A 23,893-nucleotide genomic window follows, 5' to 3' on the forward strand; every position below is an offset into this window, starting at 1 on the left:
CCCTTCCCCGTCCCGCCCCTTTCCTCCCCCGTCCGTTCCCGTTCACCGTCCGGGGAGCCGGACGGTGAACGGGAAACGGTGTACGGGGAGGGACGGGCGGCGGGAGTCCGGAGCGCGAGCGGCCTACGTCAGCGCGGCCTGCGCCGACGCGGCCAGGGCGGCGGCGTCCGCCCCGGTCAGGGGCTTGCCGTCGGCGTCGACGACGTAGACGGTGTCCACGGCGTTGGCGCCCAGGGTGGAGACGTGCGCGCTGCGCACCCGGACCCCGGCCGTCTCCAGGGCCCGGCCGATGCGGTGCAGCAGCCCCACCGCGTCGGGGGCCCGCACCTCCAGGACGGTGGCCAGCGAGGAGACGTCCGGCACGACCGTGACCCGCGGCGGCGGTGGTACGACGCCCCGCCGCCGCGGGTAGGCCGCCTCGCGGTCCGCGAGCTTCGCCGGCACGTCGAGCGTGCCGTCCAGCGCCCGGATCAGGTCGGTCCGCAGCCGGGCCGCCTGGGGCAGCGCCCCGTACTCCGCGGCCACCCGCCAGCGCAGCACCAGGACCTCGCCGGGCAGGTCCGGAAGCTCCAGGGAGCGCAGGTCCGCCGCCCGTACGGTCAACCGGTGCAGCGCCAGGACCCCGGCGGCGGCCGGGAGCACGCCGGGCTGATCGGGCACGGCGAGGACCAGTTCGACCCCGACCGCCTCGTCCTCCTCCTCGCGGGCGTGCAGGGCCAGCACCGGTTCCCCGGTGCGCAGGGCCTCCACCGCCAGGCGTTCCTGTTCGGTGCTCGGGATCTCCGGCTCGGTGACGGCCGGTGGCGCGCCGCGCAGGACGGCGGCGACCCGCTCCACGAGGTCGGCCACCAGGGAACCCCGCCAGGTGCTCCAGGCGGCGGGGCCCGTAGCGAGGGCGTCGGCCTCGGTCAGGGCGTGCAGGATCTCCAGCGTGCCGAGCGAGCCCAGGGCCGCCGCGACGGAGCGGACGGTGGCCGGGTCGTCCAGGTCGCGCCGGGTCGCGGTGTCGATGAGCAGCAGGTGGTGGCGTACGAGGACGGCCAGTACGGCGGCGTCCTCGGTGTCGAAGCCCACCCGGACGGCCATGTCGCGGGCGATGGTCTCGCCGGCCACCGAGTGGTCCCCGGGCCAGCCCTTGCCGATGTCGTGCAGCAGGGCGGCCATGAGCAGCAGGTCGGGGCGGCCGACCCGGCGGGTCAGGGCGGAGGCCCGTACCGCCGTCTCGATCAGGTGCCGGTCCACCGTCCAGGTGTGCACCGGGTTGCGCTGTGGCCTGCACCGCACCCGTTCCCAGTCGGGGAGCAGCCGGGTGATCAGTCCCTCGGCCTCCAGTGCCTCCCACACGCCGACGGTCGGCTCGCCCGCGCCCAGCAGGGTCACGAGCTGTTCGCGCGCCTCCGCCGGCCAGGGCACCGGCAGTGGTTTGGCCTGGGCCGCGAGGCGGCGTACGGCGTGCAGGGAGACGGGCAGTCCGGCCTGCGCGGCCGCCGCACCGAACCGCAGGGGCAGTACGGGGTCCCGGTCGGGCCGGGCGGCCAGTGCCAGTACGGCCTCCCCGTCGGACTCGACGACCCCTTCGGCCAGGGGTGCGCGCTCGACTGCCGGGGCCCCCCGTGTCCCCAGCAGTCCGCGCAGGCGCGGCCGGGCGGCGCGGGCCCGTAGGACCCGTCCGACCTCGCGCCAGGTGACGTCGCCCGCGTAGGCGATGACCCGTGCGGCCTCGTACACCTCGCGGAGCAGGGCGTCGGAGTCCATCAGGCCGAGCCGGGCGGCGACCTGTTCCTGTTCCTGGAGGGCGAGCCGGTCGGTCGCCCGGCCCGTCACCAGGTGCAGGGCGTCCCGCGCGTCCAGCAGTCGGCGCCTGGCTTCGGCCAGTCCCTCGCGCGGGGCGTCGGCCAGCCAGGACGCGGCCACGGCCCGCAGCGCCGTGGCGTCGCGGAGTCCGCCGCGCGCCTCCTTCAGGTCGGGCTCCAGCAGGAAGCGCAGCTCCCCCGCCCGGTCGGCCCGGTCACGGCACAGGGCGTGCAGTTGCGGGAGCCGTTTGGCGGCCTGGTTGCGCCAGTCGGCGAGGACCGAGGTCCGCAGGCCGGCGAGCAGTCCGGCGTCCCCGGCGACGGGCCGGGCGTCGAGCAGTCCGAGGTGCACCTTGAGGTCCTCGGCGGCGGTCCGGCGGGCCTCCCCCGGGGTGCGCACCGAGTGGTCCAGGGCCAGGCCGAGGTCCCACACCGGGTACCAGAGCCGGTCGGCGAGGGCGGCGAGCGCCCGTGGTGGCGCCTTGCCGTCGTGGAGCAGCAGCAGGTCGAGGTCGCTGCGCGGGGACAGTTCCCCCCGCCCGTAGCCGCCGACGGCGACGAGGGAGGCACCGCGTACCCCGGTCTCGCGTGCGGCCGTGGCGAACAGGGCGTTCAGCCATTCGTCGGTCAGGCCGGACAGGGCGGAACGCCGGGACGGCCCGGACCGCGACTCCTCCTGGAGGAGTCGCAGCCGGGCCGCGGCGTAGCCGCTGGGTCCCGCGTCGCGCGGATCGTTGTCCGGACCGGTCGTGGTCGGTTCGACGCTCGTCACCCAGGAGCTCCTGTCAGCTAGAGCGCGTCGGCGCCGCGCTCGCCGGTGCGGACCCGGACGACCGAGTCCACGGGGACGCTCCACACCTTGCCGTCGCCGATCTTGCCGGTGGCGGCGACGCGCACGATGAGGTCGATCAGTTCCTCGGCGTCGGTGTCCTCGACGAGCACCTCGACGCGGATCTTGGGTACGAGGTCCACGGTGTACTCGGCGCCCCGGTAGACCTCGGTGTGGCCGCGCTGGCGTCCGTACCCGCTGGCCTCGGAGACGGTGAGCCCCTGGACCCCGAACGCCTGGAGGGCTTCCTTGATCTCGTCCAGCTTGTACGGCTTGACGATCGCGGTGATCAGCTTCATGCGTCTACCTTCTTGCTCGCTGCGGCGGTGGCGGGTGCGGGGGCGGTGCGCGTGGCCGCTCCGCCGCCGGCTCCGCTGAAGTCGTAGGCGGTCTCTGCGTGCTCGACCTGGTCGATGCCGGAGACCTCGACGTCCTCGCTGACCCGCATCCCCATCGTCTTGTCGAGGAGGAGGGCGAGGATCGCCGATGCGACGAGAGAGTAGGCGAGGACGGCGAAGACTCCGATGGCCTGCTTGCCGAGCTGTTCGAGGCCGCCGCCGTAGAAGAGGCCCGCCGCGTCGGACTGCACCCCGCCCGTGGCGAAGAAGCCGACGAGGAGGGAGCCCGCGATGCCGCCGACGAGGTGGACGCCGACCACGTCGAGGGAGTCGTCGTAGCCGAACTTGTACTTGAGGCCGACGGCCATGGCGCACAGGACACCGGCGATGGCGCCGACGGCGATCGCGCCGAGGGGGCTGACGGATCCACCGGCGGGGGTGATGGCGACGAGGCCGGCGACCGCGCCGGAGGCGGCGCCGAGGGTGGTGAAGGAGCCGTGGCGCAGCTTCTCGTAGGCGAGCCAGGCGAGCATGGCGGCGGCGGTGGCGACCTGGGTGTTGACGAACATGACGGCGCCGACGCCGTCGTCGTTGCCGAGCCAGGATCCGGCGTTGAAGCCGAACCAGCCGAACCACAGCAGGCCGGCGCCGAGCATCACGAGGGGGAGGCTGTGCGGGCGCATCGGGTCCTTCTTGAAGCCGACGCGCTTGCCGATGACGAGGATGACGCCGAGGGCGGCGGCGCCCGCGTTGATGTGGACGGCGGTGCCGCCCGCGAAGTCGATGACGCCGAGTTCGAAGAGCCAGCCGCCTGCGCCCCACACCCAGTGGGCGACGGGGAAGTAGACGACGGTGACCCACAGGGCGGTGAACAGCACCCAGGCGCTGAACTTGACGCGGTCGGCGAGGGCGCCGCTGATGAGGGCCGGGGTGATGACGGCGAACATCAGCTGGAAGACGGCGAAGACGTACACGGGGATGGTGTAGCCGTCCCAGAGCTCGGTGATCCCGATGCCGCTGAGGCCGACGTAGTCGGAGTTCCAGCCGATGAGGGAGCCGTGGTCGGTGCCGAAGGCGAGGCTGAAGCCGTAGAGGACCCACAGGATCGTGACGATCCCGAGGCTGATGAAGCTCATCATCAGCATGTTGAGGCTGCTCTTGACGCGGACCATGCCTCCGTAGAAGAAGGCGAGTCCCGGGGTCATCAGCATGACCAGGGCGGAGCAGATGAGCATGAACCCGGTGTTCGCGGCAGACAGCGTCGGGGCGTCTGCCGCGAGGGTCGTGATGGCTGATGCCATCGGCGTCTCCTCGTCGTCGGTACGTTCGCGTGCGGGCGATCGTGAAAACCTGAGCGGCGTTAAGGGTGCCGGTCGGTTGGGGGCCGGCCGGTTATTGGCCCTGAGATTCGCGCAGGCCGGTTTCCGGCGGCGCCGCTGGGTGTTTCGCCCCGATGACGAAGAGGTCGGGCGTGTTACGCGCCCATGAACGGATCATGGTGAGGGGCCGGCCGCGGCGGTGACCCGGGAGACCTGGCCGGGGGAGCCTGATCGGGCTTCACGGGGTGACTGCCGCGGCCGGGGCCTTGGGGGGCGGCCGGGAGGGCCGTCAGACGGCCTCGGCCGCTTCGGGGAGGCGGGAGGCGAGGAGGTCGGTCAGGCGGACCACCTCGGCGACGTCTCCGTACTCACGGGCGGCGGTGTCCACGGTCTTGCGCAGCCGGGTGTTCACCCGTTCGGAGCGCACCTTTCGCGCCACGTCGAGCGCTTGGTCGACGAGGACGGCGGCCTGCTCGGGCTCGCGCTGGAGCAGGTGGACGGTGGCCATGCCGATGAGGTTCAGGGCGTACGAGCGCTGGTGCTCGTCGTCCTTGGCGAACAGGTCGACGGCGCGTTCCATGACCGGTTCGGCGAGGGAGGCGTAGGTGGGGCTTCGGCCGGCGACGTAGGCCAGGTCGCGGTACGAGTGGGAGTTCTCCCCGTTGAGTTCGGCCTCGGAGAAGAAGCGGATCCAGTCGGGTTCGGGCTCCCCGCCGAGGCCGGCGTCGCTGAAGGTGTCCTCGGCCATCCGTACGGCGCGCTTGCAGCGGCTGGGCTGGCCCATGTTGGCGTAGGCGCGGGCCTCCATCGCATACAGCATGGCCTGGGTGCGGGGGCCGGCGCAGTCGCGGCTGCCGTACTGCGCGAGGTGGATGAGTTCCAGGGCGTCCTCGGGGCGGCCGAGGTGGATCATCTGGCGGCTCATGCTGGACAGGATGTACGAGCCGAGCGGCTTGTCCCCGCCCTCCTTGGCGGCGTGCAGCGCGAGGACGAAGTACTTCTGGGCGGTGGGGTGCAGGCCGATGTCGTAGCTCATCCAGCCGGCGAGTTCGGCGAGTTCGGCGGCCACCTTGAACAGCCGCTTCATGACGGGGGCGGGGTGGTTCTCCTGGAGGAGGTCGGTGACCTCGTGCAGCTGGCCCACGACGGCCTTGCGGCGCAGTCCGCCGCCGCACTGGGCGTCCCACTGGCGGAACATGACGGTGGTGGCTTCGAGGAGGTCGAGTTCCGGTTCGGACAGCCGGGGCGGGCGGTGGCCGGTCTGCGGGGCGAGGTCGCGCGATCCCGGGTCGGCGGCGGGGACGGGGACGAGCCAGCGCTGCATGGGCTCGATGAGGGCGGGGCCGGCGGAGAGCGCGAGCGAGGTGCCGAGGAAGCCGCGGCGGGCCAGCATCAGGTCGCTGCGGGAGAACTCGCTGAGCAGTTCCACGGTCTGCGGTCCGGCCCAGGGCAGGTCGACGCCGGAGACCGACGGGGTCTGGTGGGCGGTGCGCAGGCCGAGCTGTTCGATGGCGACGACGGACCCGAAGCGTTCGGAGAACAGCTCGGAGAGGATGCGCGGCACGGGTTCGCGGGGTTGTTCCCCGTCGAGCCAGCGGCGGACCCGCGAGGTGTCCGTGCTGATGTGGTGGGCGCCCATCTGACGGGCCCGGCGGTTGACCTGTCGGGCGAGTTCGCCCTTGGACCAGCCGCTTCGGACGAACCACGAGGTCAGCTGGACATTGCGGTCGGCGGATTCATCGACCGTTCCGCTCGCGCCGTTGCCGCTCACTGGAACGCCCCCATCCGCATCGCTTCTCCACACCGAACCTTGGCCGTGGCGGCCCGGGCCGCCGGGGACCTTCACAGGTCCTCCACAGATTGCCTCCGGCATACCCATGGTCGGGTCCGCCTTCAGGTTCGTGCACCGAAAGTAATCCTACGATCACCCCTGCGGCGAGGTCGATTCCAGAAACGCCACCATTCGCCACCCCTTCGAATGAACTCGCCACCGGCCAGGCGCGATTCACTTGACACGAAGGCGGAACGGAACGGTTGGTCGGGAGTGCGCTCGGGGCGCGCGCGGCGAGGAGTGCGCCGGGCGGGTCCGATCGGAGGACGCGACGCACCCGACTGCCGACAGGTCCCGCCGACGTCGTAACCACCGGCGCGTCCGACCCGTTGGAGGGGGCATGGGCATGGGCTTCACGATCGGCGGCAGCCGCGGCACCAAGGAGTTCCGTACCGGCGCCCGGCGCCGCGGCCGGACCTCGGAGTGCACGACGGTGGCGGAGTACACGGGACTGTGGGGCTGGGACGTGCGGCCCGGAGCCAGGGCCGCCGGCCCCACCCGCGATTGCTCCTGCGGTCATACGAACTGCGGTGCGCCGGGGGCGCATCCGCTGGACTTCGCTCCCACCGTCCCCGCGGGCGCCACCCTCGACGAGGTCACCGAGGTCTGGGGCGAGTACCCGGGCGCGGCGATCATGCTCCCGGTCGGCCGCGCCTTCGACGTCATCGAGGTCTCCGCGGAAGCGGGCCGCCGGGCCCTGGTCCGACTGGAGCGGATGGGCCTGCCGCTGGGGCCGGTGACGGTGACCCCGGACGGCCGCGCGCAGTTCTTCGTGGCCCCCGGCGCCGCCGCCGAGCTGCCGCGGCTGCTGTACCGGATGGGTTGGGACGACGCGGATCTGGACCTGCGCGCCCTGGGCCCCGGCGCCTTCCTCACCGCCCCGCCCTCCGACCACGCGGGCCTCGGCCCGGCCGACTGGCTGCGCAGGCCCGCGTTGGACTGTGCGGGCGGCCCCCCGCAGGCCCGACTGCTGCTGGGCACCCTCGCCTACATCTGCCACCGCTTCCGGCGCTGATGTCCCCCGCACGCGACGGTGCCCCCCGGTCCGATCGGACCGGGGGGCACCGCGGTGCTCTGCCGCGCCCTCGGGCGCTCCCGAGCGGTCTCAGTCGCCGATCAGGGCGTCGACGAACGCCTCCGGCTCGAAGGGGGCCAGGTCGTCCGGGCCCTCACCGAGGCCGATGAGCTTGACCGGGACGCCGAGCGCGCGCTGGACGGCGACGACGATGCCGCCCTTGGCGGTGCCGTCGAGCTTGGTGAGGACGATGCCGGTGATGTCCACGACCTCGGCGAAGACGCGTGCCTGCGTCAGGCCGTTCTGGCCGGTGGTGGCGTCGAGGACGAGCAGGACCTCGTCCAGCGGGCCGTGCTTCTCCACGACGCGCTTGACCTTGCCGAGCTCGTCCATGAGGCCGGTCTTGGTGTGGAGCCGGCCGGCGGTGTCGATGAGCACCACGTCGGCGCCCTCGGCGATGCCCTCCTTGACCGCGTCGTAGGCGATCGACGCCGGGTCGCCGCCCTCGGGACCGCGCACGGTGCGCGCCCCGACCCGCTCGCCCCAGGTCTGGAGCTGGTCGGCGGCGGCCGCGCGGAAGGTGTCGGCGGCGCCGAGGACCACGCTGCGGCCGTCGGCGACGAGGACGCGGGCGAGCTTGCCGGTGGTGGTGGTCTTGCCGGTGCCGTTGACGCCGACGACCATCACGACGGCCGGGGTGTCGACGCCGCTCTCGGTCTTCACGGCGCGGTCGAAGTCGGTACCGACCAGGGCCACCAGCTCTTCCTTGAGCAGGGCGCGCAGCTCGACGGGGGTGCGGGTGCCGAGCACCTTGACCCGCTCGCGGAGCCGGTCGACCAGCTCCTGGGTCGGCGCGACGCCGACGTCGGCGATGAGGAGCGTCTCCTCGATCTCCTCCCAGGTGTCCTCGTCGAGGTGCTCGCGCGAGAGCAGCGTGAGCAGCCCCTTGCCGAGGGAGTTCTGCGAACGGGCGAGCCGCGCCCGCAGCCGGACCAGGCGGCCGGCGGTGGGCTCGGGCACCTCGATCTCGGGCGCGGCGGGGGCCTCGACGACCGGATCCTCGACCGCGACCGGGGAGGCGAGGGCGTCCTCGGCGTCGGGGAGGGTGACCTCCTCGATCGTGCGGCGCGGCTCTTCCGCCGTCGGTGCGGCGTCCTCCCCCACCTGCGGTTCGGCGGGCGGGGCAGTGATGGTCGGCGTGCTCGGCGGCGCCGTGGGGGGCAGCTGCTTCTTCTTGCGGCTGCTGACCACGAGCCCGCTGATCGCGCCGACCGCGACCAGGGCGATGACTACAGCAAGGATCAGGATTTCCATAACAGAGCCAGTATGCGCGACCACGTCCGCGGCGGTCCGTCGGTCCCGCCCGGGCGTTTTCGGCCGTTCCCCGGGAGCACTAAGACTCCATTTGGGCTTTTCGCGAGGAATCCATGATGATGGTCGACTCCCCCCTACCTGCCCCACGGAGTAACGCATGCCTGCCGAGACCGCCGACGGCGCGATGGCCGCCCCGGCCGAGACCGCCGTCGAGACCCGCGGCCTGGAGCCCGTACCCGACGGCGAGCGCACCGGCCGGGTCCGCGAGCTCTTCCCCACCTGGGTCGCCGCGAACATCAGCGTGCTGCTGCTCACCATGGGGGCGGGCCTGGTCATCCTGAACGGGCTGAACATCTGGCAGGTGCTCGTCGTGGCCGTCGCCGCGCCCGTGATCTCGTACGGGATCGTCGGCGTGATCTCCATCGCGGGCAAGCGCGGCGGGGCGCCCGGCATGGCCCTCTCCCGGGCCGTCTTCGGGCAGCGCGGCAACCTGTTCCCGGGCGCGCTGATCTGGGTGGCCCGATGGGGTTGGGAGACGATCAACGCGGTCAGCGGGGCCTACGCCGTCCTGACCGTCCTGGACCTGCTCTTCGGGATCCGGAGCAACACCCCGCTCATCGTCGTCACCCTGCTCTTCTTCGTCGGCTGCACCTTCGTGGTCTCGGGGCTCGGCATCAACGCGCTGCGCGTCTGCTCCACCTGGTCGACGTACCTGTTCGGCGGCTTCAGCGTGCTCGTGCTCGGCTACCTGTTGTTCAACACCGACTGGTCGGCCGTCTTCGGCAAGCCGGCCGGCTCCACGGCGATGATGATCGCGGGCATCGGCACCATCGCGGCGGGCGGCATCAGCTGGGTGCCCTCCGGCCCGGACTTCACCCGGTACCTGCCCCGCACCGCTTCCTCGCGGGGCATGGTCGGCGCGACGATCGGCGGCGCGGGCGTCGTGGTGCTGCCGATGGTCCTGATGGGCGCCGTGATGGCCGTCGGCACGCCGGACCTGGCCACCGCCCAGGACCCGGTCTCCTTCATCGGCGAGCTGCTGCCGATCTGGCTCGCGGTCCCGTACCTGCTCATCGCGCTGATCGGCATGCTGCTGATCAACTCGATGTCCATGTACTCGGCCGGTTTCACCGCGCAGACGCTCGGCATCAAGGTCCCGCGCGCCTGGGCCGTCAGCGTCAACGCCGTCATCAGCCTGGTCTTCGGGTTCCTGCTGATGGTCGTGGCCACGAGCTTCTTCGGCTCGTTCATCTCGTTCCTGACGCTGCTGGCCGTTGCCTTCTCCGCCTGGATCGGCGTGTTCGGCGTGGACATGCTCCGCCGGCGGACGTACGACGGCGCCGCGCTGCTGGACACCACCCGGACCAGCGCCTACTGGTACCGCGGCGGTTTCGCCTGGCAGGCCATGACGGCCTGGGCCCTCGCCCTGGTGGCCGGCCTGCTCTTCACCGAGGTGGACTGGTTCGGCGGGCCGCTCTCCTCCACCTGGATCGGGCGCAACGGCCTCGGCTGGGTGGCCGGCATCGTCACCTCCGGCGTGCTGTACGCCGTCCTGCCGCGTTCGGCGCCGGTGGAGTCCGCGGCCGCCTCCCCGGAGGACCGCGCGCCGGCGGGGACCCTGTCCAACTGACGCTGCGTCAGCTAACGTCCCCCTTCGCCCACCCACCTCAGGCGAAGGGGGACTCCTCCATGCCCATCACCGTGGCCCGGTTCAATCTCGTCGACCCGAACGGCACCCCCGAGACCCTCTCCGCCCGCTACCGGGCGGCTCTGGAGATGGCCGCCTACGCGGACGAACGCGGCATCGACACCCTCCAGACCGAGGAGCACCACGGCACCGCGAACAACTGGATGCCCTCGCCCTTCACGTTCGCGGGCGCGGTCCTCGGCGCGACCAGCCGGCTCACGGTCACCGTCTCGGCGATCATCGGCCCGCTGCACGACCCCCTGAAGGTGGCCGAGGACATCGCGGTGCTGGACCTGCTGAGCGGGGGACGCCTCGTCACCGTCGCGGGGATCGGCTACCGGCCCGAGGAGTACGAGCAGCACGGCGTGGAGTGGGGCCGGCGCGGCAAGCTCCAGGACGAGCTGCTGGAGACCCTGCTGAAGGCGTGGACCGGCGAGCCGTTCACCTTCCGCGGCAGGACCGTACGGGTCACCCCGCGCCCACTCACCCGGCCGCACCCGCTGCTCCTGGTCGGCGGCAGCTCGGAGGCGGCGGCCCGCCGCGCGGCCCGGCTGGGGTTGCCCTTCTTCCCCAGCGCGCACCTGCCGGAGCTGGAGGCGTACTACCGGGCGAGGCTCGCGGAGTACGGCACGGACGGGTTCTGCATGATGCCCGCGGCCGTGACGCCGCTGCTGCACATCGCGGAGGACCCGGACCGGGCGTGGGCCGAGTACGGCGCGCACTTCCTGCACGAGGCCTCGACGTACGCCTCCTGGCAGTCCAAGGACATCCGCAGCGCGGTGCGCTCGGGCGCGCGCACGGTCGAGGAGCTCCGCGCGGAGGGGGTGTACCGGATCCTGACCCCGGAGCAGGCGGTGGAGTACGCCCGCGGTGCGGGCGAGGCGGGGAACCTGGTGCTGCACCCGTTGTGCGGGGGGATGCCGCTGGACGAGGGCCGGCGCAGCCTCCAGTTGCTGTGCGAACAGGTGCTGCCCCGGCTCAAGGACTGAGCCGGGGCAGCGCCCAGGGAGGAGAAGGGGTGGTGGCGGGGATGATTACCCCATCTCCTCCAACGCCTTGCCCTTGGTCTCCGGCACCCACTTGAGGACGAACGGGATCGAGAGCACGGCGAAGACCGCGTAGATGACGTAGGCGCCGGACAGGTTCCAGTCCGACAGGGACGGGAACGACACCGTGATGACCCAGTTGGCGATCCACTGGGCGGCGGCCGCCACGCCGAGGGCGGCGGCGCGGATCCGGCCCGGGAACATCTCGCCGAGCAGCACCCAGACCACGACGCCCCAGGACAGGGCGAAGAAGAGGACGAAGCAGTTGGCGGCGATGAGGGCGACGAGCCCCTGGGCGTGCGGCAGGGCGATGTCGCCGCCGGTGGTGTCCTTGTAGGAGAAGGCCCAGGCGGCGAGTCCGAGGGAGATCGCCATGCCGGTGGAGCCGATGAGGGCCAGCGGCTTGCGGCCGATCCGGTCGACGAACACCATCGCGATGACCGTACCGACGATGTTCACGACGGAGGTCTCGAAGGAGTACAGGAACGAGGAGCTCGGGTCGACGCCGACCGACTGCCACAGCGAGGAGCTGTAGTAGAAGATCACGTTGATGCCGACGAGCTGCTGGAAGAGGGAGAGGCCGATGCCGACCCAGACGATCGGCAGGAAGCCGAAGCGACCGCCGAGCAGGTCCTTGAACGTGGACCTGTGCTCCGAATGGATGGCGTTGTCGATCTCGCGGACCCGGGCGTCGGCGTCGATGCCCTCGCCCTCGACCTCGCGCAGGACCGTCTTGGCCTTCTCCATCCGGCCGACGGAGACGAGGAAGCGCGGGGACTCGGGGATGACGAAGGACAGCAGGCCGTAGAGCACGGCCGGGACGACCATGACGCCCAGCATCCACTGCCAGGCTTCCAGGCCGCCGATCTCGCCGCGCTGGTCGCCGTCGGCGAGGTTGAGGATGCCCCAGTTGACCAGCTGCGAGACGGCGATGCCGATGACGATGGCGGCCTGCTGGAAGGAGGCGAGCCGGCCGCGGTAGGCGGCCGGGGACACCTCGGCGATGTAGGCGGGACCGATCACCGAGGCCATGCCGATGCCGAAGCCGCCGACGATGCGCCACATGGCGAGGTCCCAGAGGGCGAACGGCAGGGCGGAGCCGATGGCGCTCGCGCTGAAGAGGACGGCCGCGATCTGCATGCAGCGGATTCGGCCGATCCGGTCGGCGATGCGGCCGGCCGTGGCCGCGCCGAAGGCGCAGCCGATGAGTGCGGCCGCGATCACCTGGGCGAGGGCGGCGGAACCGACGTCGAAGCGGTCACGGATGGCTTCGACGGCGCCGTTGATGACGGAACTGTCGTAGCCGAAGAGGAATCCGCCCATGGCCGCGGCCGCGGTGATGAAGATGACGTGCCCGAGGTGTTCGGGCTGCGGCGAGCCGCCGCCCGGCGCGGGTGCCTTCGCTGTGCTGCTGGTCAAGGTGCGCTCCGTGGGGGTTTTGTCCGTTCTCCTAGTGGCGCACAGGTCAAGATCGGGCACCACCCGAAGGCGGGAGACAGCGGAGCGAGCCTATGTGTTCATTTCCTGAAGTCAAGAGGTGATGTGAAGGTCTCGTTAACTGAAGTGATCAACACTTGAGTTAACTTCTTGAAGACTCAAGGGTCGTGACCGGTCTCAGCGCAACCGCTGGCTGATCACCTTGGATACCCCGTCTCCCTGCATCGACACCCCGTAGAGCGCGTCCGCGACCTCCATCGTCCGCTTCTGGTGCGTGATGACGATCAGCTGGGAGCTCTCCTGGAGCTCCACCATGATGCGGATCAGCCGTTGGAGGTTGGTGTCGTCCAGGGCCGCCTCGACCTCGTCCATCACGTAGAACGGGCTGGGGCGCGCCTTGAAGATGGAGACCAGCAACGCCACGGCCGTCAGCGACCGCTCGCCGCCGGACAGCAGCGACAGCCGCTTGACCTTCTTGCCCGGCGGCCGGGCCTCCACGTCCACTCCGGTGGCGAGCATGTTGTTCGGGTCGGTGAGGATCAGCCGGCCCTCGCCGCCGGGGAACAACCGGGAGAACACTCCTTCGAACTCCCGGGCGGTGTCGTGGTAGGCCTCCGTGAAGACCTGCTCGACCCGCTGGTCGACCTCCTTCACGACTTGAAGGAGGTCGGTCCGGGTCTTGCGCAGGTCCTCCAGCTGCTCGCTGAGGAACCGGTGCCGCTCCTCCAGCGCCGCGAACTCCTCCAGCGCCAGCGGGTTGACCTTGCCGAGCTGCTGGTACGCCCGTTCCGCCGCGCGGAGCCGCTTCTCCTGTTCGGCCCGTACGAAGGGCCCGGGCCGGTGGCGCGGGTCCTGCGGATCCCCGTCCTGCCCGAGGGGGCCACCCGGGGCCCCCTCGCCCCCGGCGGGCGGGGAAGGCGGGACGGGCTGGTCGGGACCGTACTCCGCCACCAGGGCGACCGGGTCCACGCCCAGCTCCTCCAGGGCCCGCGCCTCCAACTGCTCGATCCGCAGCCGCTTCTCCGCCCCGAGCACCTCTCCCCGGTGGACGGAGTCGGTCAGCTTGTCCAGTTCGCCCTTCAGGTCACGGCCCCGGCCGCGGGCCTCCCCCAGCTCGCTCTCGCGCAGCCCCTTGGCCCGTTCCGCGGCCGCCCGCTCCAGTTCCGCCCGGCCGACCGACACCTCCAGGTGCGCCAGCAACTGCCGCGCCCCGTCGGCCACCGCCCGGGCCACCTCGGCCTCGTGGCGCAGCCGCGCGCGGCGCCGCTCCGCACGCGCCCTGGCCTCGCGTTCCGCCCTGGCCCCCCGGTCGAGGGCCTCCGCCCGCCCGGCCAGCCCCTTGACCCGCTCCTCATGGGTCCGCAGTTGGAGCCGGGCCTCCATCTCGGTCTGCCGGGCGTTCGCCCCGTCGGCCGCGAGCCGGTCCCGCGCCGAGGCGTCGGGCTCCTCCTCGGCGGGCATCTCCTGTGCCACCGCGAGCCGCTCCGCGCACTCCTCGACGTCAAGACGCGCCCGTTCCAGCGACTCCTGTGCCGTCGACGCCGCCAGGGCGCTGCGCTCGGCCTCGCCCAGGGCACCCTTCGCCTGCCCGGCGAGCCGCCCGAGCTGCTGCGCGACCCCGGCCCGGGCCTGTTCCCCGGCCCGGCGCAGCTCGGCCAACTCGTCCACCCGGGCCGCGGCCCCGGTGCGCCGCTCCCGGGCGCAGTCCTGCGTCGCGGCCAGCTCATGGCACTGCTCGTCCAGCCGGTCCAGCTCCGCCGCCGCCTCGTCGACGGCGGCCTGCACCTCGATCAGGCTCGGCGCCCCCGCCGAGCCGCCGTGCGCGGCGTGGGCCCCGAGTACGTCGCCCTCCGCGGTCACCGCCACCAGGTGCGGGTGCTCCGCCACGACCGCCTCGGCCTGCTCCAGGTCGGCGACCACGACGTGGTCCCGCAGCACCCAGGCCACGGCCCGCCGCACCTCGGCGTCCCCGCCGACCAGGGTCGCGGCCTCCCGCCACGCGGGCGCCAGCACACCTACGGCCGTCCGGACGCCGGACCCGCCCTCCGCGCCCCCCGCCCGCCCGGCGGCGCTCCGGTCCCGGCCCACCGACGGGTGCGGAACCCCACCGGCAGCGGAACGGGGGCCGACCGTCCCGGAGCCGTTCGGGCCCTCCTCCGAGCCGGGTCCACCCGGTTCGGCGCCGCTACCGTCCGCTTCGGCTCCGGGCCCGCCCGACGCCGGGGTGATCAGGAAGGCGGCCCGCCCCGCGTCCGTGTCGCGGAGGTGGCGGATGGCCCGCGCCGCCGCCCCCGGGGAGTCCACCGCCACCGCGTCGGCGGCGGCCCCGAGCGCCGCGGCCACCGCGACCTCGTACCCCGGGGTCACCGTCAGGCGCTCCGCCGCCGGTCCGAGCAGTCCGGCCAGCTTCTCGCGCGCCACGAGCAGCGCCCCCGTTCCGTCCTTGCGCCGCAGCCCAAGGGCGAGGGCGTCCCGGCGGGCCGAGACCGCCGCGCGGGAGCGTTCCGCCGCGGTCAGCGCCTCCCGGGCGAAGCCGAGAGCCGCCTCCGCGGCGACCAGCTCGGCGCGGGCGGCCTCGTACTCCCCCTCGGCATCGGGGTCCTCCAGCCCTCCGACCTCCTCGGCCAGGGCCTCGTACTCCTCCCGGGCCGCCACGGCCCGGGCCTGCGCCCCGTCCCGGGCCGCCACCAGCCGGTCGATCTCCGCCTCGGCGGCGCCCGCCCGGGAGCGGGCCGCGCCGAGGCGCCCGGTCAGCCGGGCCAGCTCCTCGCGTCGGTCGGCGATGGCCCGCGCCGCGTCCCGCAACCGGCGTTCCTCCGCGGCGAGCGCCCGTTCCAGCTCGGCCCGGTGCGAGGTCGTGTCCTCCAGCGCCCGTTCGGCGGCTTCCAGCGCGGCCGTCAGCTCCGCCTCCTGCTCGCGGATCCGCTCGGCCTCCCTCTCCATGTCCTGCGGGTCACGCCCGCGCCGCTCCTCCTCCACCGGGGCCGTCGCGCTCCTGACCCGGGCGTCGGCCAGCGAGGCGGTGCCCCGCACCCGTTCGGCGAGCTGCGCCAGCTCGTGCCAGGCCTGCTGAGCGCGCTGAAGGCGGGGCGAGAGCTCCCGAACGGCCTGTTCCAGTTCCGCCTCCCGACGCAGGGCGCCCGCGAGGTCCCGTTCCGCCGATTCCTTGCGCTCCTTGAGCGCCGCCTCGTCCGCGATCTCCGCGTCGAGCGCTCCCCGCAGCGCCACCAGGTCGTCGGCGAGCAGCCGCAGCCGCGCGTCGCGCAGGTCCGCCTGGATCACCGCGGCCTGCCGGGCCACGGCGGCCTGGCGTCCGAGCGGCTTGAGCCGGCGCCGCAGTTCGTCGGTGAGGTCCTGCACCCGCGCGAGGTTGGCCTGCATCGCGTCGAGCTTGCGCAGCGCCTTCTCCTTGCGCTTGCGGTGCTTCAGGACGCCCGCCGCCTCCTCGATGAAGGCTCGGCGGCCCATGGGGTCGGCGTGGAGGACGGAGTCGAGCTGTCCCTGTCCGACGATGACGTGCATCTCGCGGCCGATGCCGGAGTCGGAGAGGAGTTCCTGGATGTCGAGGAGCCGGCAGGTGTCCCCGTTGATCTGGTACTCGCTGCTGCCGCCGCGGAACATGATCCGCGTGATGGTGACCTCGGCGTACTCGATCGGCAGGGCGCCGTCGGAGTTGTCGATGGTCAGGGACACCTCGGCGCGGCCGAGCGGCGGGCGGCCGGTGGTCCCGGCGAAGATGACGTCCTCCATCTTGCCGCCGCGCAGGGATTTGGCCCCCTGCTCCCCCATGACCCACGACAGCGCGTCCACCACGTTGGACTTGCCGGAACCGTTCGGGCCGACGACGCAGGTGATCCCCGGTTCGAAACGCAGGGTGGTCGCGGAGGCAAAGGATTTGAAACCGCGGAGGGTCAGGGACTTGAGGTGCACGCCGCCGGACTCTACCTTTCGCGTCCGGTTTCACCCATGAAGGTGCAGGGCAGATCAGACGCCAAAGGATTCAGCCCCCCGCCCGGCCCAACGCGAATCCGGCGACGAAGTCGAAACGCCGGGGGGAGCGGGCGGGGCGGACGGCCGAGGGGAAAGCGCGCGGTGAAAGAAAGAAGGGACGCCGGAGCGTCCCTTGCAGATCATGCGGGGCTGGGGTTGCGACGGGTGAGCGCGGATCAGGTGAGCGCAGGCTCCGCCTGGGGTACGTCGAGGTCGATGCCGTCGAGCAGCGAGTCTCCGTGCTGAGCGGCGGCCGCATTCAGTGCGTCGTTCTCGGACTGGATCCGTCCGAGTTCGGACTCGAGGTCCTGGACGCGCTGCTGAAGCCGTCGCATCTCGGCGAGGAGTCGCGGGTCGGAACCGCCGACGTAACCGAGAAGCGCCTTTGCCATGATGGATGGTCCTCCACACTGAGTGACCGACCGAAGCGGTGTGGGTCGTGAGGGAATCGCACCCGCGGATGTCCGGCAGCGACTGACAGTCACTGCGCTTACTACTGCCAACACTGCCAAACAGCTCAGGTGCGCGGGGCTTCCAGCGTCTCACCAAAAAGTTTGACGGTCAACACGATCACGCCCCGTATCGGCGGACGGCCCGGTCCGCGCAAGGGTCGCGGAGATCATCCTCGTCTCCGAGCCTTCCACGGATCGGCGCCCACGGCAACGCGTCGGCGATGAATGCGCAGATCCGACCATGTGCGCGCGAGCCGCGAGTCCGATCAGTTCATGATCGGTCGAAAGATCACCGCATCCCGAAGCCGTCGTAACCGCCGCGCGGTGTGCCCCAGATCTCCGTCACGCCGTCCACCCTCCCGGGCGTGTCGGCGGAGTGGAGCCATTCCAGCAGCCGGTGGCAATTCTCACGTTGACCTTCGGCCACCACCTGGACCCGACCGTCGTCCAGATTGAGGGCGAATCCGACCATGCCACCGATCTCCAGGGCATTCGCCCTGGTGAACCAACGGAAGCCCACTCCCTGTACACGGCCACGCACCCAGGCGGTCAGCCGGACATCTTCATTCATGCGTGAACGCTAACGGGGCAAACACTTTCGGGTCACATCGCCCCCTTGGCCTCATGGACTACAGTCCCCCACCAATGCCTCACCCGTTCGGGTGAGTAAAGGTTGATCTTGCAAGGAAGGGCGAGCCGCCGATGGGACGCCACCGACTCCACGCCGCGCCGCCCCGCCGCGGCGTCACGCGCCGCACCGCCGTGCGAACCGGCCTGCTCGGCGTCTCGGTGGCCGTGGCCCTCGGTACGGCGGCCGTCACGACCGGCTTCGTACCGGTCGGCGGTTCGTTCCCCTACGTGGGCCCCGGCGCCGACCGGACCGAGGCGAAGGCCGAGCCCGCCGCGCGCGCGGAACGGACGCCGGAGCCGCAGGGCGGCCTCGCCGGCCTGTCGGGCCGCGCCTCGTCGGCCCCCGCCGGCAAGGGCGTGACCAGCCCGTCGGCCTCCGCCGACGCTTCGGGCTCGGCGTCCCCGTCGACCTCGGCGTCCCCGTCGACCTCGCCGTCCCCGTCGACCTCGCCGTCCCCGTCGACCTCGCCGTCCCCGTCGACCTCGCCGTCCCCGTCGACCTCGCCGTCCCCGTCGACCTCGCCGTCCCCGTCGACCTCGCCGTCCCCGTCGACCTCGCCGTCCCCGTCGACCTCGTCATCGCCGACGCCCTCGGCCTCCCCCTCGACGACCCCTCCCCCGTCCCCTTCCTCCAAGGAGCCGGAGCGGACGGTCGCCCCGCCGGCTCCCGAGCCGCCGACCCCCAAGCCCGCGGAGCCCGAGCCCGAGCCGCCGGCGCCCAAGCCCACCGCCCCGAAGCCCGACGACGGCCACAACGCCGAGGAGGCGGCCGTCCTCACCCTGGTGAACCAGGAACGCGCGATGGCGGGTTGCGGTCCGGTCCGGGCGAACCCGCCCCTCGCCTCACTTGCCGGGGCCTTCAGCAAGGACATGGCGGTCCGCGGCTTCTTCGACCACACCGACCCGGACGGGAACACCCCCTGGATGCGGGCCGACAAGGCCGGCGTCTCGGGTATGGGCGGCGAGAACATCGCGCGCGGCCAGGGTGACGCCGACGCCGTGATGAAGGCCTGGATGGACAGCCCGGGCCACAAGGCGAACATACTCAACTGCGAATTCCGCACCCTGGGCGTCGGCGTGTACGTCGCGTCCGGCGGCCCCTGGTGGACCCAGGACTTCGGCTTCTAGAAGCCCCCGGGCCCCTTCTTGCCCGATCAGACGGCGGCGGGCGCCGACAGTGCCGCCCGACCCGCCACGACCACGCGGGTGTGGTCGGCCACCCGGCGGCCGAGGTGCTCGGCGGTCGCGAGGTCGGCCTTGTGCACGCCCTCCGGGCCCTCGTCGGAGTTGGTCTGGGCCGCGGCGCCTGAGAAGAAGCCGAGGCGGTTCAGGTCGAACTCGGATCCCGTGGTGGAGTTCCAGCCGGGCTTCAGGCCCAGGTTGACCCAGCTCATGCCGTGCTGCGCGGCCAGCGTCTGGAAGAACTGCAGGGTGTGCAGCTTGTCGCCGCTCTTGGAACCGGAGTTGGTGAAGCCGGCCGCGACCTTGTCCTGCCAGACGTCGCCGAACCAGCGCTTCGAGGTGGCCTCGGCGAAGACGTGGAAGGCGCCCGAGGCGGTGCCCATGTAGGTCGGGGAGCCGAAGACGATGGCGTCGGAGCCGTCGAGCAGCTCCCATTCGGCCTCGCCGATCTCGTCGACCTTGATCAGGTGGACGGTCGCGCCGGCCGCGGCGGCTCCCGCCCGTACGGCCTCGGCGACGACCGCGGTGTGCCCGTACCCGGAGTGGTAGGCGATCGATACGACGGGCGCGGGGGTGACTGCGGACATGGGCTGTTCTCCTCAAGAGCGGTGCGGTGGGTACTGCGGTGCGACGAGAGAAAGAGAATCACTAACTTTTCGAAAGCGCAAGCAGACAGTTAGCGCTGCCCGGGGGTACGCTTGTACGCATGGAGTCACCTGTCTGTACCGAAGCCGCCGGCGCGGACCTGCCGTTCGACGTCTTCGCGCGCGCCTGTCCCTCCCGGGAAACCCTTGAGCACGTCACCGGCCGCTGGGGCAGCCTGACGGTCGGCGCCCTGCGCGAAGGCCCCTGCCGCTTCAACGAGCTGCGCCGCCGGGTCGACGGCGTGAGCGAGAAGATGCTCTCGCAGACCCTGCACGCGCTGGAGCGCGACGGCATCGTCCACCGCGAGGCACAGCCGACCAACCCGCCCCGCGTCGACTACGAGCTGACGACGCTCGGCCGCGAGGTCGCGGACCGACTGCTCGCGCTCATCCACTTCCTCGAAGGCAACATGGACCAGGTCATGGCCTCCCGGGGTGCCTACGACGCGGAGCGCGGCGGCCGCTGACAGCGCGGACAGAAGTAGCTGGACCGGTTCATCCAGGCGCGGCGCCGCATCGGCGTGCCGCAGCGGCGGCAGGGCTCACCCTCCCGGCCGTACGCGTCGAGCGAGCGGTCGAAGTAGCCCGATTCCCCGTTCACGTTGACGTACAGGCTGTCGAAGCTGGTCCCGCCGACGGCGAGCGCGGCGTTCATGACGTCCCGCACGTGAGTCAGGAGTTCCGTGCTCCGGGGGCGCGTCAGGGTGCCGGTGGGGCGCTCGTAGTGCAGCTTCGCGCGCCACAGTGCCTCGTCCGCGTAGATGTTGCCGACCCCGCTGATCAGCGACTGGTCCAACAGGGCCCGCTTCACGGTGGTGCGCTTGGCGCGCAGCGCGAGGTGGTAGGCCCCCTCCTCGAAGAGCGGGTCCAGCGGGTCGCGCGCGATGTGCGCGATGACGTCGGGCAACCCCTCGGCGCTGTCGCCGACGATCTCGTGCAGGGACAGTCCGCCGAAGGTGCGCTGGTCGACGAAGCGCAGCTCGGTTCCGGTGTCGTCGGCGAAGCGGACCCGAATGCGCAGGTGCTTCTCGTCGGGAGCCCCGGCCGGCTGCACCAGCAGCTGGCCGCTCATCCCGAGGTGGCCGAGTACGGAGAGGTCCCCGCCCTCCAGCGGCAGCCACAGGTACTTGCCGCGCCGCCGCGGCACCCCGATGGTCCGGCCGGCCAGGCGCGCAGCGAAATCGGCCCCGCCGGCCGGGTGTCGGCGTACCGCGCGGGGATGGAGCACCTCCACGGAGGCGACGGTCCGCCCCGCCACCCATCGCTCCAGCCCGCGCCGCACCACTTCGACTTCGGGCAGCTCGGGCACGGCGTTCTCCTCCGGAGATCCACGGACGGGGGGCTCCGGCGAGCCTACCGGCCGCCCGCCGCCGCCCGGAAAGGGATCGGGAAACAGTCCCGGAAACGGGTCCGCCCGCCTCCTGCCGGGGCAGGGGGCGGGCGGGGAACACCCGAAGGGGCGGTGGTCGATCAGGCGCCCGGCGTCGGTTCGGCGGGCGTCGGCGCCCCGTCGTCCTCGGCCGGAACGACGGGCGGAGCCGCCGCGACCGCGGCGGCAGCCGCGATCCGCTCGTCCGCCGCGGCACGGATCCCGCGCCAGGCGGATTCCGCTGCCTGCTGTTCCGCTTCCTTCTTGCTGCGGCCGGTGCCGGTGCCGTACGAGACACCACCGACGCGGGCGGCAGCGGTAAAGGTCTTTTCGTGGTCCGGTCCGGTCTCGGTCACCAGATATTCCGGTACGCCGAGGCCTTCAGCCGCCGTGAGCTCCTGGAGACTGGTCTTCCAGTCCAGGCCGGCCCCGAGGTTGGAGGACTTCTCGATGAGCGGGTCGAAGAGCCGGTGAACCAGCTCCGAGGCCGCGTCGAGGCCCTGATCGAGGTAGACCGCGCCGATCACCGCTTCAAGGGTGTCGGCGAGGATGGAGGCCTTGTCCCGGCCACCCGTGCCCTCTTCGCCCCGGCCGAGCCGGATGAAGGAGCCGAGTTCGAGGCCGCGCCCCACCTCCGCCAGCGCACGCGAGTTGACCACCGCGGCCCGCAGTTTGGCCAGCTGGCCTTCAGGCAGGTCGGGGTGGGTGGTGTACAGCGTGTCCGTGACCACCAGGCCCAGCACGGAGTCCCCGAGGAACTCCAGGCGTTCGTTGGTGGGCAGACCGCCGTTCTCGTACGCGTACGAACGGTGGGTCAGCGCACGCACCAGAAGGGCGGACTCGAGTTGGTACCCGAGCCGCCCTTCCAGAAGCGTGTGGGACGAGGCCGCGTTGTTACTGTCTGCCTGCTTCTCAGCGTTGGACAGCTCAGACATTGCGCCTCTCACCAGCCGCTCAGACCTCGAGGACCTGGCGCTTGTTGTAGGTGCCGCAGCTCGGGCACGCAATGTGCTGGAGCTTCGGCTCCTGGCAACGCTCACACGAAACCAGGGTGGGGACCGCAGCCTTCCACTGCGACCGGCGGTGGCGCGTGTTGCTGCGCGACATCTTCCGCTTCGGAACAGCCACGGCTACTTCTCCTGCTTCTCGGCGGCGCCCTGAACTCCGTCAGAGGCAGTGCCGCTCATGTTGTCCTTCTCGTCGTCCTGATCGGTCACGACGAGTCCCTGCAATGCCGCCCAACGGATGTCGACGGCGTCATGGTGGTGTTCCGGGTCGTCGTTCAGGCTGAGCCCGCAGTCGGGGCACAGTCCGAGACAGTCCTCCCGGCACACCGGCTGCATGGGCAGTGCGAGCACCACCACATCGCGCAGCACGGGTTCGAGGTCGAACAAGCCGTCCTCGAGGAAGAGCGTGTCCTCGTCGTCCTCGGCGTCGTCGGCCGGCTCCGCCTTGGAGCGGGTCCGGTCGTCGGCGTCAGGGTACGAGAACATCTCCTGGAAGTCCGCCTTGAGCTCACGCTCGACGGTCTCCAGACACCTTACGCACTCCCCCACGGCCGATGCACGGGCGGTGCCTGTGACAAGCACCCCTTCCATGACCGACTCCAAGCGGAGCTTGAGCTTCAACGGGGTGCCTTCCGGCACTCCGATGACGCCGGCGAGACCGAAGTCCGCCGGGGTCGCGATCTCACGGGACAGCCGCTGCATGGCACCCGGACGCCGACCCAGTTCGTGCGTGTCGAACACGAGGGGGTCGCGGTGGTCAAGGCGGGTATTCAGGGCCGTTCCTGCTTTCACGGATCGTTGAAGATCAAAGACCTGCCGCACAAGCGAAGAACCGCTTACGGGCAGCATGGATCGCGGTGCATACGCGCGACCGAAGTGCCAGGATACCCGGCGACACGCCCTGCGCCCAATCCGGGCCGGGGACGGACTAGCGCCCCTGTTCGTACTGGCGCAGCTGGTCCAGGTTGATCATGCTCGTGTCGAAGAAGCTGGTCTCGTCGAGGGCCGGCTGGTACTGCTGCGGCTGCTGCTGGTAGGCCGCGTAGGGGTCGGGCTGCTGCCCGCCGCCGTACGGATCGGCGTACGCGGCCTGCTGCTGCGTCCCGTACGCCTGCCCGGCCCAGGGGTCCTGGTAGCCGTAGGCGTCCTGCTGCGCGGCCACCGGCTGCGGGTAGTAGGCCTCGTACGCGGGCTGCGGCTGCGCCTGCGCGGGGATCGGGGCGGGCGTCGGAGCGGGTTCGGCCAGGCCCGCCAGGAAGTCCGCGTCGCTCGACGGCCGTCCCGCCCGGTCCGCCGCCGCGTCCTGGGCGGCCATGTGGGCGCCGAGGTCGTCCGTCTGCGCCCGGCCCAGGAGCTTCTGGCGACCCCGGCCGACGGCCTCCAGGGTCTTGGCGAGCACCGCCTCGAAGGTCGCCAGCTTCATGTCGACGTACGCGTCGGCCTGCTCGCGCCGGCTCTGCGGGTCGTTGCCGCGCTCGGGGGCGTCCTCGTCGTCGGGGTGGTCGTGGCCCTGCCCGGCCGGGCCTCGGCCCAGGAGCTTCTCGCGGCCACGGTCCACCGCGCCGATGGTCTTGCCGAGGACGACCTCGAAGTTGGCCAGCTTGCTGTCGACGTAGTCGTCCGCCTCGGCCCGGATCTCCTCGGCCTCCCGGCGGGCGTCCGCCAGGATCCGGTCGGCCTCGGCCTGTGAGTTGCGGGCCACCTCGGTGTCGGCGATCAGCGCGCCCCGCTGGGCGTGCGCGGACCCGATGATCCGCTCCGCTTCCCGGCGGGCCTCCTCGACCATCTGCTCCCGGCCCCCGAGGAGTTCGCGCGCCTGCGCGAGCGAGCCGGGCAGGGCCTGGCGTACCTCGTCGAGCCGGCCGAGGAGCTCCGCGCGGTTGAGCACGCAGGAGGCCGACATGGGCATGGACCGGGCGGCGCCGACGGCCGCGACGATCTCGTCCAGCTTCTTCTGTACGTCCATGGGGGCTCGCACTCTCTGCCCCGGGCCGGTGCCGGGACGGACGG

21 protein-coding genes are annotated in these 23,893 nt (G+C 72.0%); 5 read left to right on the plus strand and 16 right to left on the minus strand.

All coding sequences use genetic code 11. The features are described from left to right. Positions 1 to 123: 123 nt before the first annotated feature. From NOD94_RS14515 to NOD94_RS14530, 4 genes are all read right to left on the minus strand, one after another. Entirely contained in the window at positions 124 to 2,565 is a 2,442-nt protein-coding gene (locus tag NOD94_RS14515; RefSeq protein WP_281206317.1) for a [protein-PII] uridylyltransferase, read from the minus strand. Positions 2,566 to 2,582: 17 nt separating this feature from the next. After that, a complete protein-coding gene (locus tag NOD94_RS14520) occupies positions 2,583 to 2,921 on the minus strand; it encodes a P-II family nitrogen regulator (RefSeq protein ID WP_281206318.1) in 339 nt (112 codons plus the stop codon). Next, positions 2,918 to 4,261 carry an ammonium transporter gene (locus NOD94_RS14525; RefSeq protein WP_281206319.1) on the minus strand — a complete coding sequence of 448 codons (1,344 nt, stop codon included), beginning with the start codon at positions 4,259 to 4,261 and terminating at the stop codon, positions 2,918 to 2,920. Before NOD94_RS14525 ends, NOD94_RS14520 begins: the two co-directional genes overlap by 4 nt. Positions 4,262 to 4,568: 307 nt before the next feature. Beyond that, entirely contained in the window at positions 4,569 to 6,050 is a 1,482-nt protein-coding gene (locus NOD94_RS14530; RefSeq protein ID WP_281206320.1) for a hypothetical protein, read from the minus strand. Between the two features lie 406 nt (positions 6,051 to 6,456). On the opposite strand from NOD94_RS14530, the gene NOD94_RS14535 reads away from it, so the two are divergent. Then, entirely contained in the window at positions 6,457 to 7,125 is a 669-nt protein-coding gene (locus NOD94_RS14535) for a bifunctional DNA primase/polymerase (RefSeq protein ID WP_281206321.1), read from the plus strand. A 90-nt stretch (positions 7,126 to 7,215) separates the two neighbouring features. On the opposite strand, the gene ftsY is transcribed toward NOD94_RS14535, so the two are convergent. After that, positions 7,216 to 8,439 (minus strand): signal recognition particle-docking protein FtsY, encoded by a 1,224-nt coding sequence (gene ftsY, locus NOD94_RS14540; RefSeq protein ID WP_281206322.1) that lies wholly within the window; start codon positions 8,437 to 8,439, stop codon positions 7,216 to 7,218. A gap of 157 nt (positions 8,440 to 8,596) precedes the next feature. Between ftsY and NOD94_RS14545 the strand changes: the two genes are divergently transcribed. Then, positions 8,597 to 10,069 carry a cytosine permease gene (locus NOD94_RS14545; RefSeq protein WP_281206323.1) on the plus strand — a complete coding sequence of 491 codons (1,473 nt, stop codon included), beginning with the start codon at positions 8,597 to 8,599 and terminating at the stop codon, positions 10,067 to 10,069. Between the two features lie 59 nt (positions 10,070 to 10,128). Continuing rightward, complete coding sequence (locus NOD94_RS14550; protein WP_281206324.1) at positions 10,129 to 11,115, plus strand: LLM class flavin-dependent oxidoreductase; 987 nt, start codon at positions 10,129 to 10,131, stop codon at positions 11,113 to 11,115. A gap of 45 nt (positions 11,116 to 11,160) precedes the next feature. Here NOD94_RS14550 and NOD94_RS14555 read toward each other — a convergent pair whose 3' ends face one another. The 5 genes from NOD94_RS14555 to NOD94_RS14575 all read right to left on the minus strand — a co-directional run bounded on the left by NOD94_RS14555 (position 11,161) and on the right by NOD94_RS14575 (position 18,460). After that, on the minus strand, positions 11,161 to 12,591 hold the full coding sequence (locus tag NOD94_RS14555) for a sugar porter family MFS transporter (RefSeq protein ID WP_281206325.1): 1,431 nt from the start codon (positions 12,589 to 12,591) through the stop codon (positions 11,161 to 11,163). A 195-nt stretch (positions 12,592 to 12,786) separates the two neighbouring features. Further along, positions 12,787 to 16,539 carry an AAA family ATPase gene (locus NOD94_RS14560; protein WP_281206326.1) on the minus strand — a complete coding sequence of 1,251 codons (3,753 nt, stop codon included), beginning with the start codon at positions 16,537 to 16,539 and terminating at the stop codon, positions 12,787 to 12,789. 236 nt (positions 16,540 to 16,775) lie between these two features. Next, a complete protein-coding gene (locus NOD94_RS14565; protein WP_214947849.1) occupies positions 16,776 to 16,991 on the minus strand; it encodes a hypothetical protein in 216 nt (71 codons plus the stop codon). Positions 16,992 to 17,340: 349 nt separating this feature from the next. Further along, a complete protein-coding gene (locus NOD94_RS14570; protein ID WP_281206327.1) occupies positions 17,341 to 17,622 on the minus strand; it encodes an acylphosphatase in 282 nt (93 codons plus the stop codon). 283 nt (positions 17,623 to 17,905) lie between these two features. Then, a complete protein-coding gene (locus NOD94_RS14575) occupies positions 17,906 to 18,460 on the minus strand; it encodes a hypothetical protein (RefSeq protein WP_281206328.1) in 555 nt (184 codons plus the stop codon). A gap of 4 nt (positions 18,461 to 18,464) precedes the next feature. On the opposite strand from NOD94_RS14575, the gene NOD94_RS14580 reads away from it, so the two are divergent. Further along, the gene (locus tag NOD94_RS14580) at positions 18,465 to 18,809 is read left to right on the plus strand and encodes a CAP domain-containing protein (protein ID WP_281206329.1); all 345 of its coding nucleotides are present in this window, start codon (positions 18,465 to 18,467) and stop codon (positions 18,807 to 18,809) included. A gap of 26 nt (positions 18,810 to 18,835) precedes the next feature. Here NOD94_RS14580 and NOD94_RS14585 read toward each other — a convergent pair whose 3' ends face one another. After that, a complete protein-coding gene (locus tag NOD94_RS14585; protein WP_281206330.1) occupies positions 18,836 to 19,450 on the minus strand; it encodes a flavodoxin family protein in 615 nt (204 codons plus the stop codon). Positions 19,451 to 19,569: 119 nt separating this feature from the next. On the opposite strand from NOD94_RS14585, the gene NOD94_RS14590 reads away from it, so the two are divergent. After that, positions 19,570 to 19,974, plus strand: coding sequence for a helix-turn-helix domain-containing protein (locus NOD94_RS14590; RefSeq protein ID WP_281206331.1), 405 nt, complete (start codon positions 19,570 to 19,572; stop codon positions 19,972 to 19,974). On the opposite strand, the gene mutM is transcribed toward NOD94_RS14590, so the two are convergent. From mutM to NOD94_RS14615, 5 genes are all read right to left on the minus strand, one after another. Beyond that, positions 19,947 to 20,816, minus strand: coding sequence for a bifunctional DNA-formamidopyrimidine glycosylase/DNA-(apurinic or apyrimidinic site) lyase (mutM, locus tag NOD94_RS14595; protein ID WP_281206332.1), 870 nt, complete (start codon positions 20,814 to 20,816; stop codon positions 19,947 to 19,949). The two genes, NOD94_RS14590 and mutM, sit on opposite strands and share 28 nt — an antisense overlap. 161 nt (positions 20,817 to 20,977) lie before the next feature. Beyond that, the gene (gene rnc / locus NOD94_RS14600; RefSeq protein ID WP_281206333.1) at positions 20,978 to 21,811 is read right to left on the minus strand and encodes a ribonuclease III; all 834 of its coding nucleotides are present in this window, start codon (positions 21,809 to 21,811) and stop codon (positions 20,978 to 20,980) included. Positions 21,812 to 21,830: 19 nt separating this feature from the next. Continuing rightward, positions 21,831 to 22,004: a 50S ribosomal protein L32 gene (gene rpmF / locus NOD94_RS14605; RefSeq protein WP_003965982.1), complete on the minus strand. Its 174-nt coding sequence runs from the start codon at positions 22,002 to 22,004 to the stop codon at positions 21,831 to 21,833. 2 nt (positions 22,005 to 22,006) lie between these two features. Further along, entirely contained in the window at positions 22,007 to 22,657 is a 651-nt protein-coding gene (locus NOD94_RS14610) for a DUF177 domain-containing protein (RefSeq protein WP_281206352.1), read from the minus strand. A 154-nt stretch (positions 22,658 to 22,811) separates the two neighbouring features. Next, a complete protein-coding gene (locus NOD94_RS14615; protein ID WP_281206334.1) occupies positions 22,812 to 23,849 on the minus strand; it encodes a cell division initiation protein in 1,038 nt (345 codons plus the stop codon). Positions 23,850 to 23,893: the final 44 nt, after the last annotated feature.

It is taken from the genome of Streptomyces sp. Isolate_45, from assembly GCF_024721315.2.
In the GTDB taxonomy this organism is placed as follows: Bacteria; Actinomycetota; Actinomycetes; order Streptomycetales; family Streptomycetaceae; genus Streptomyces.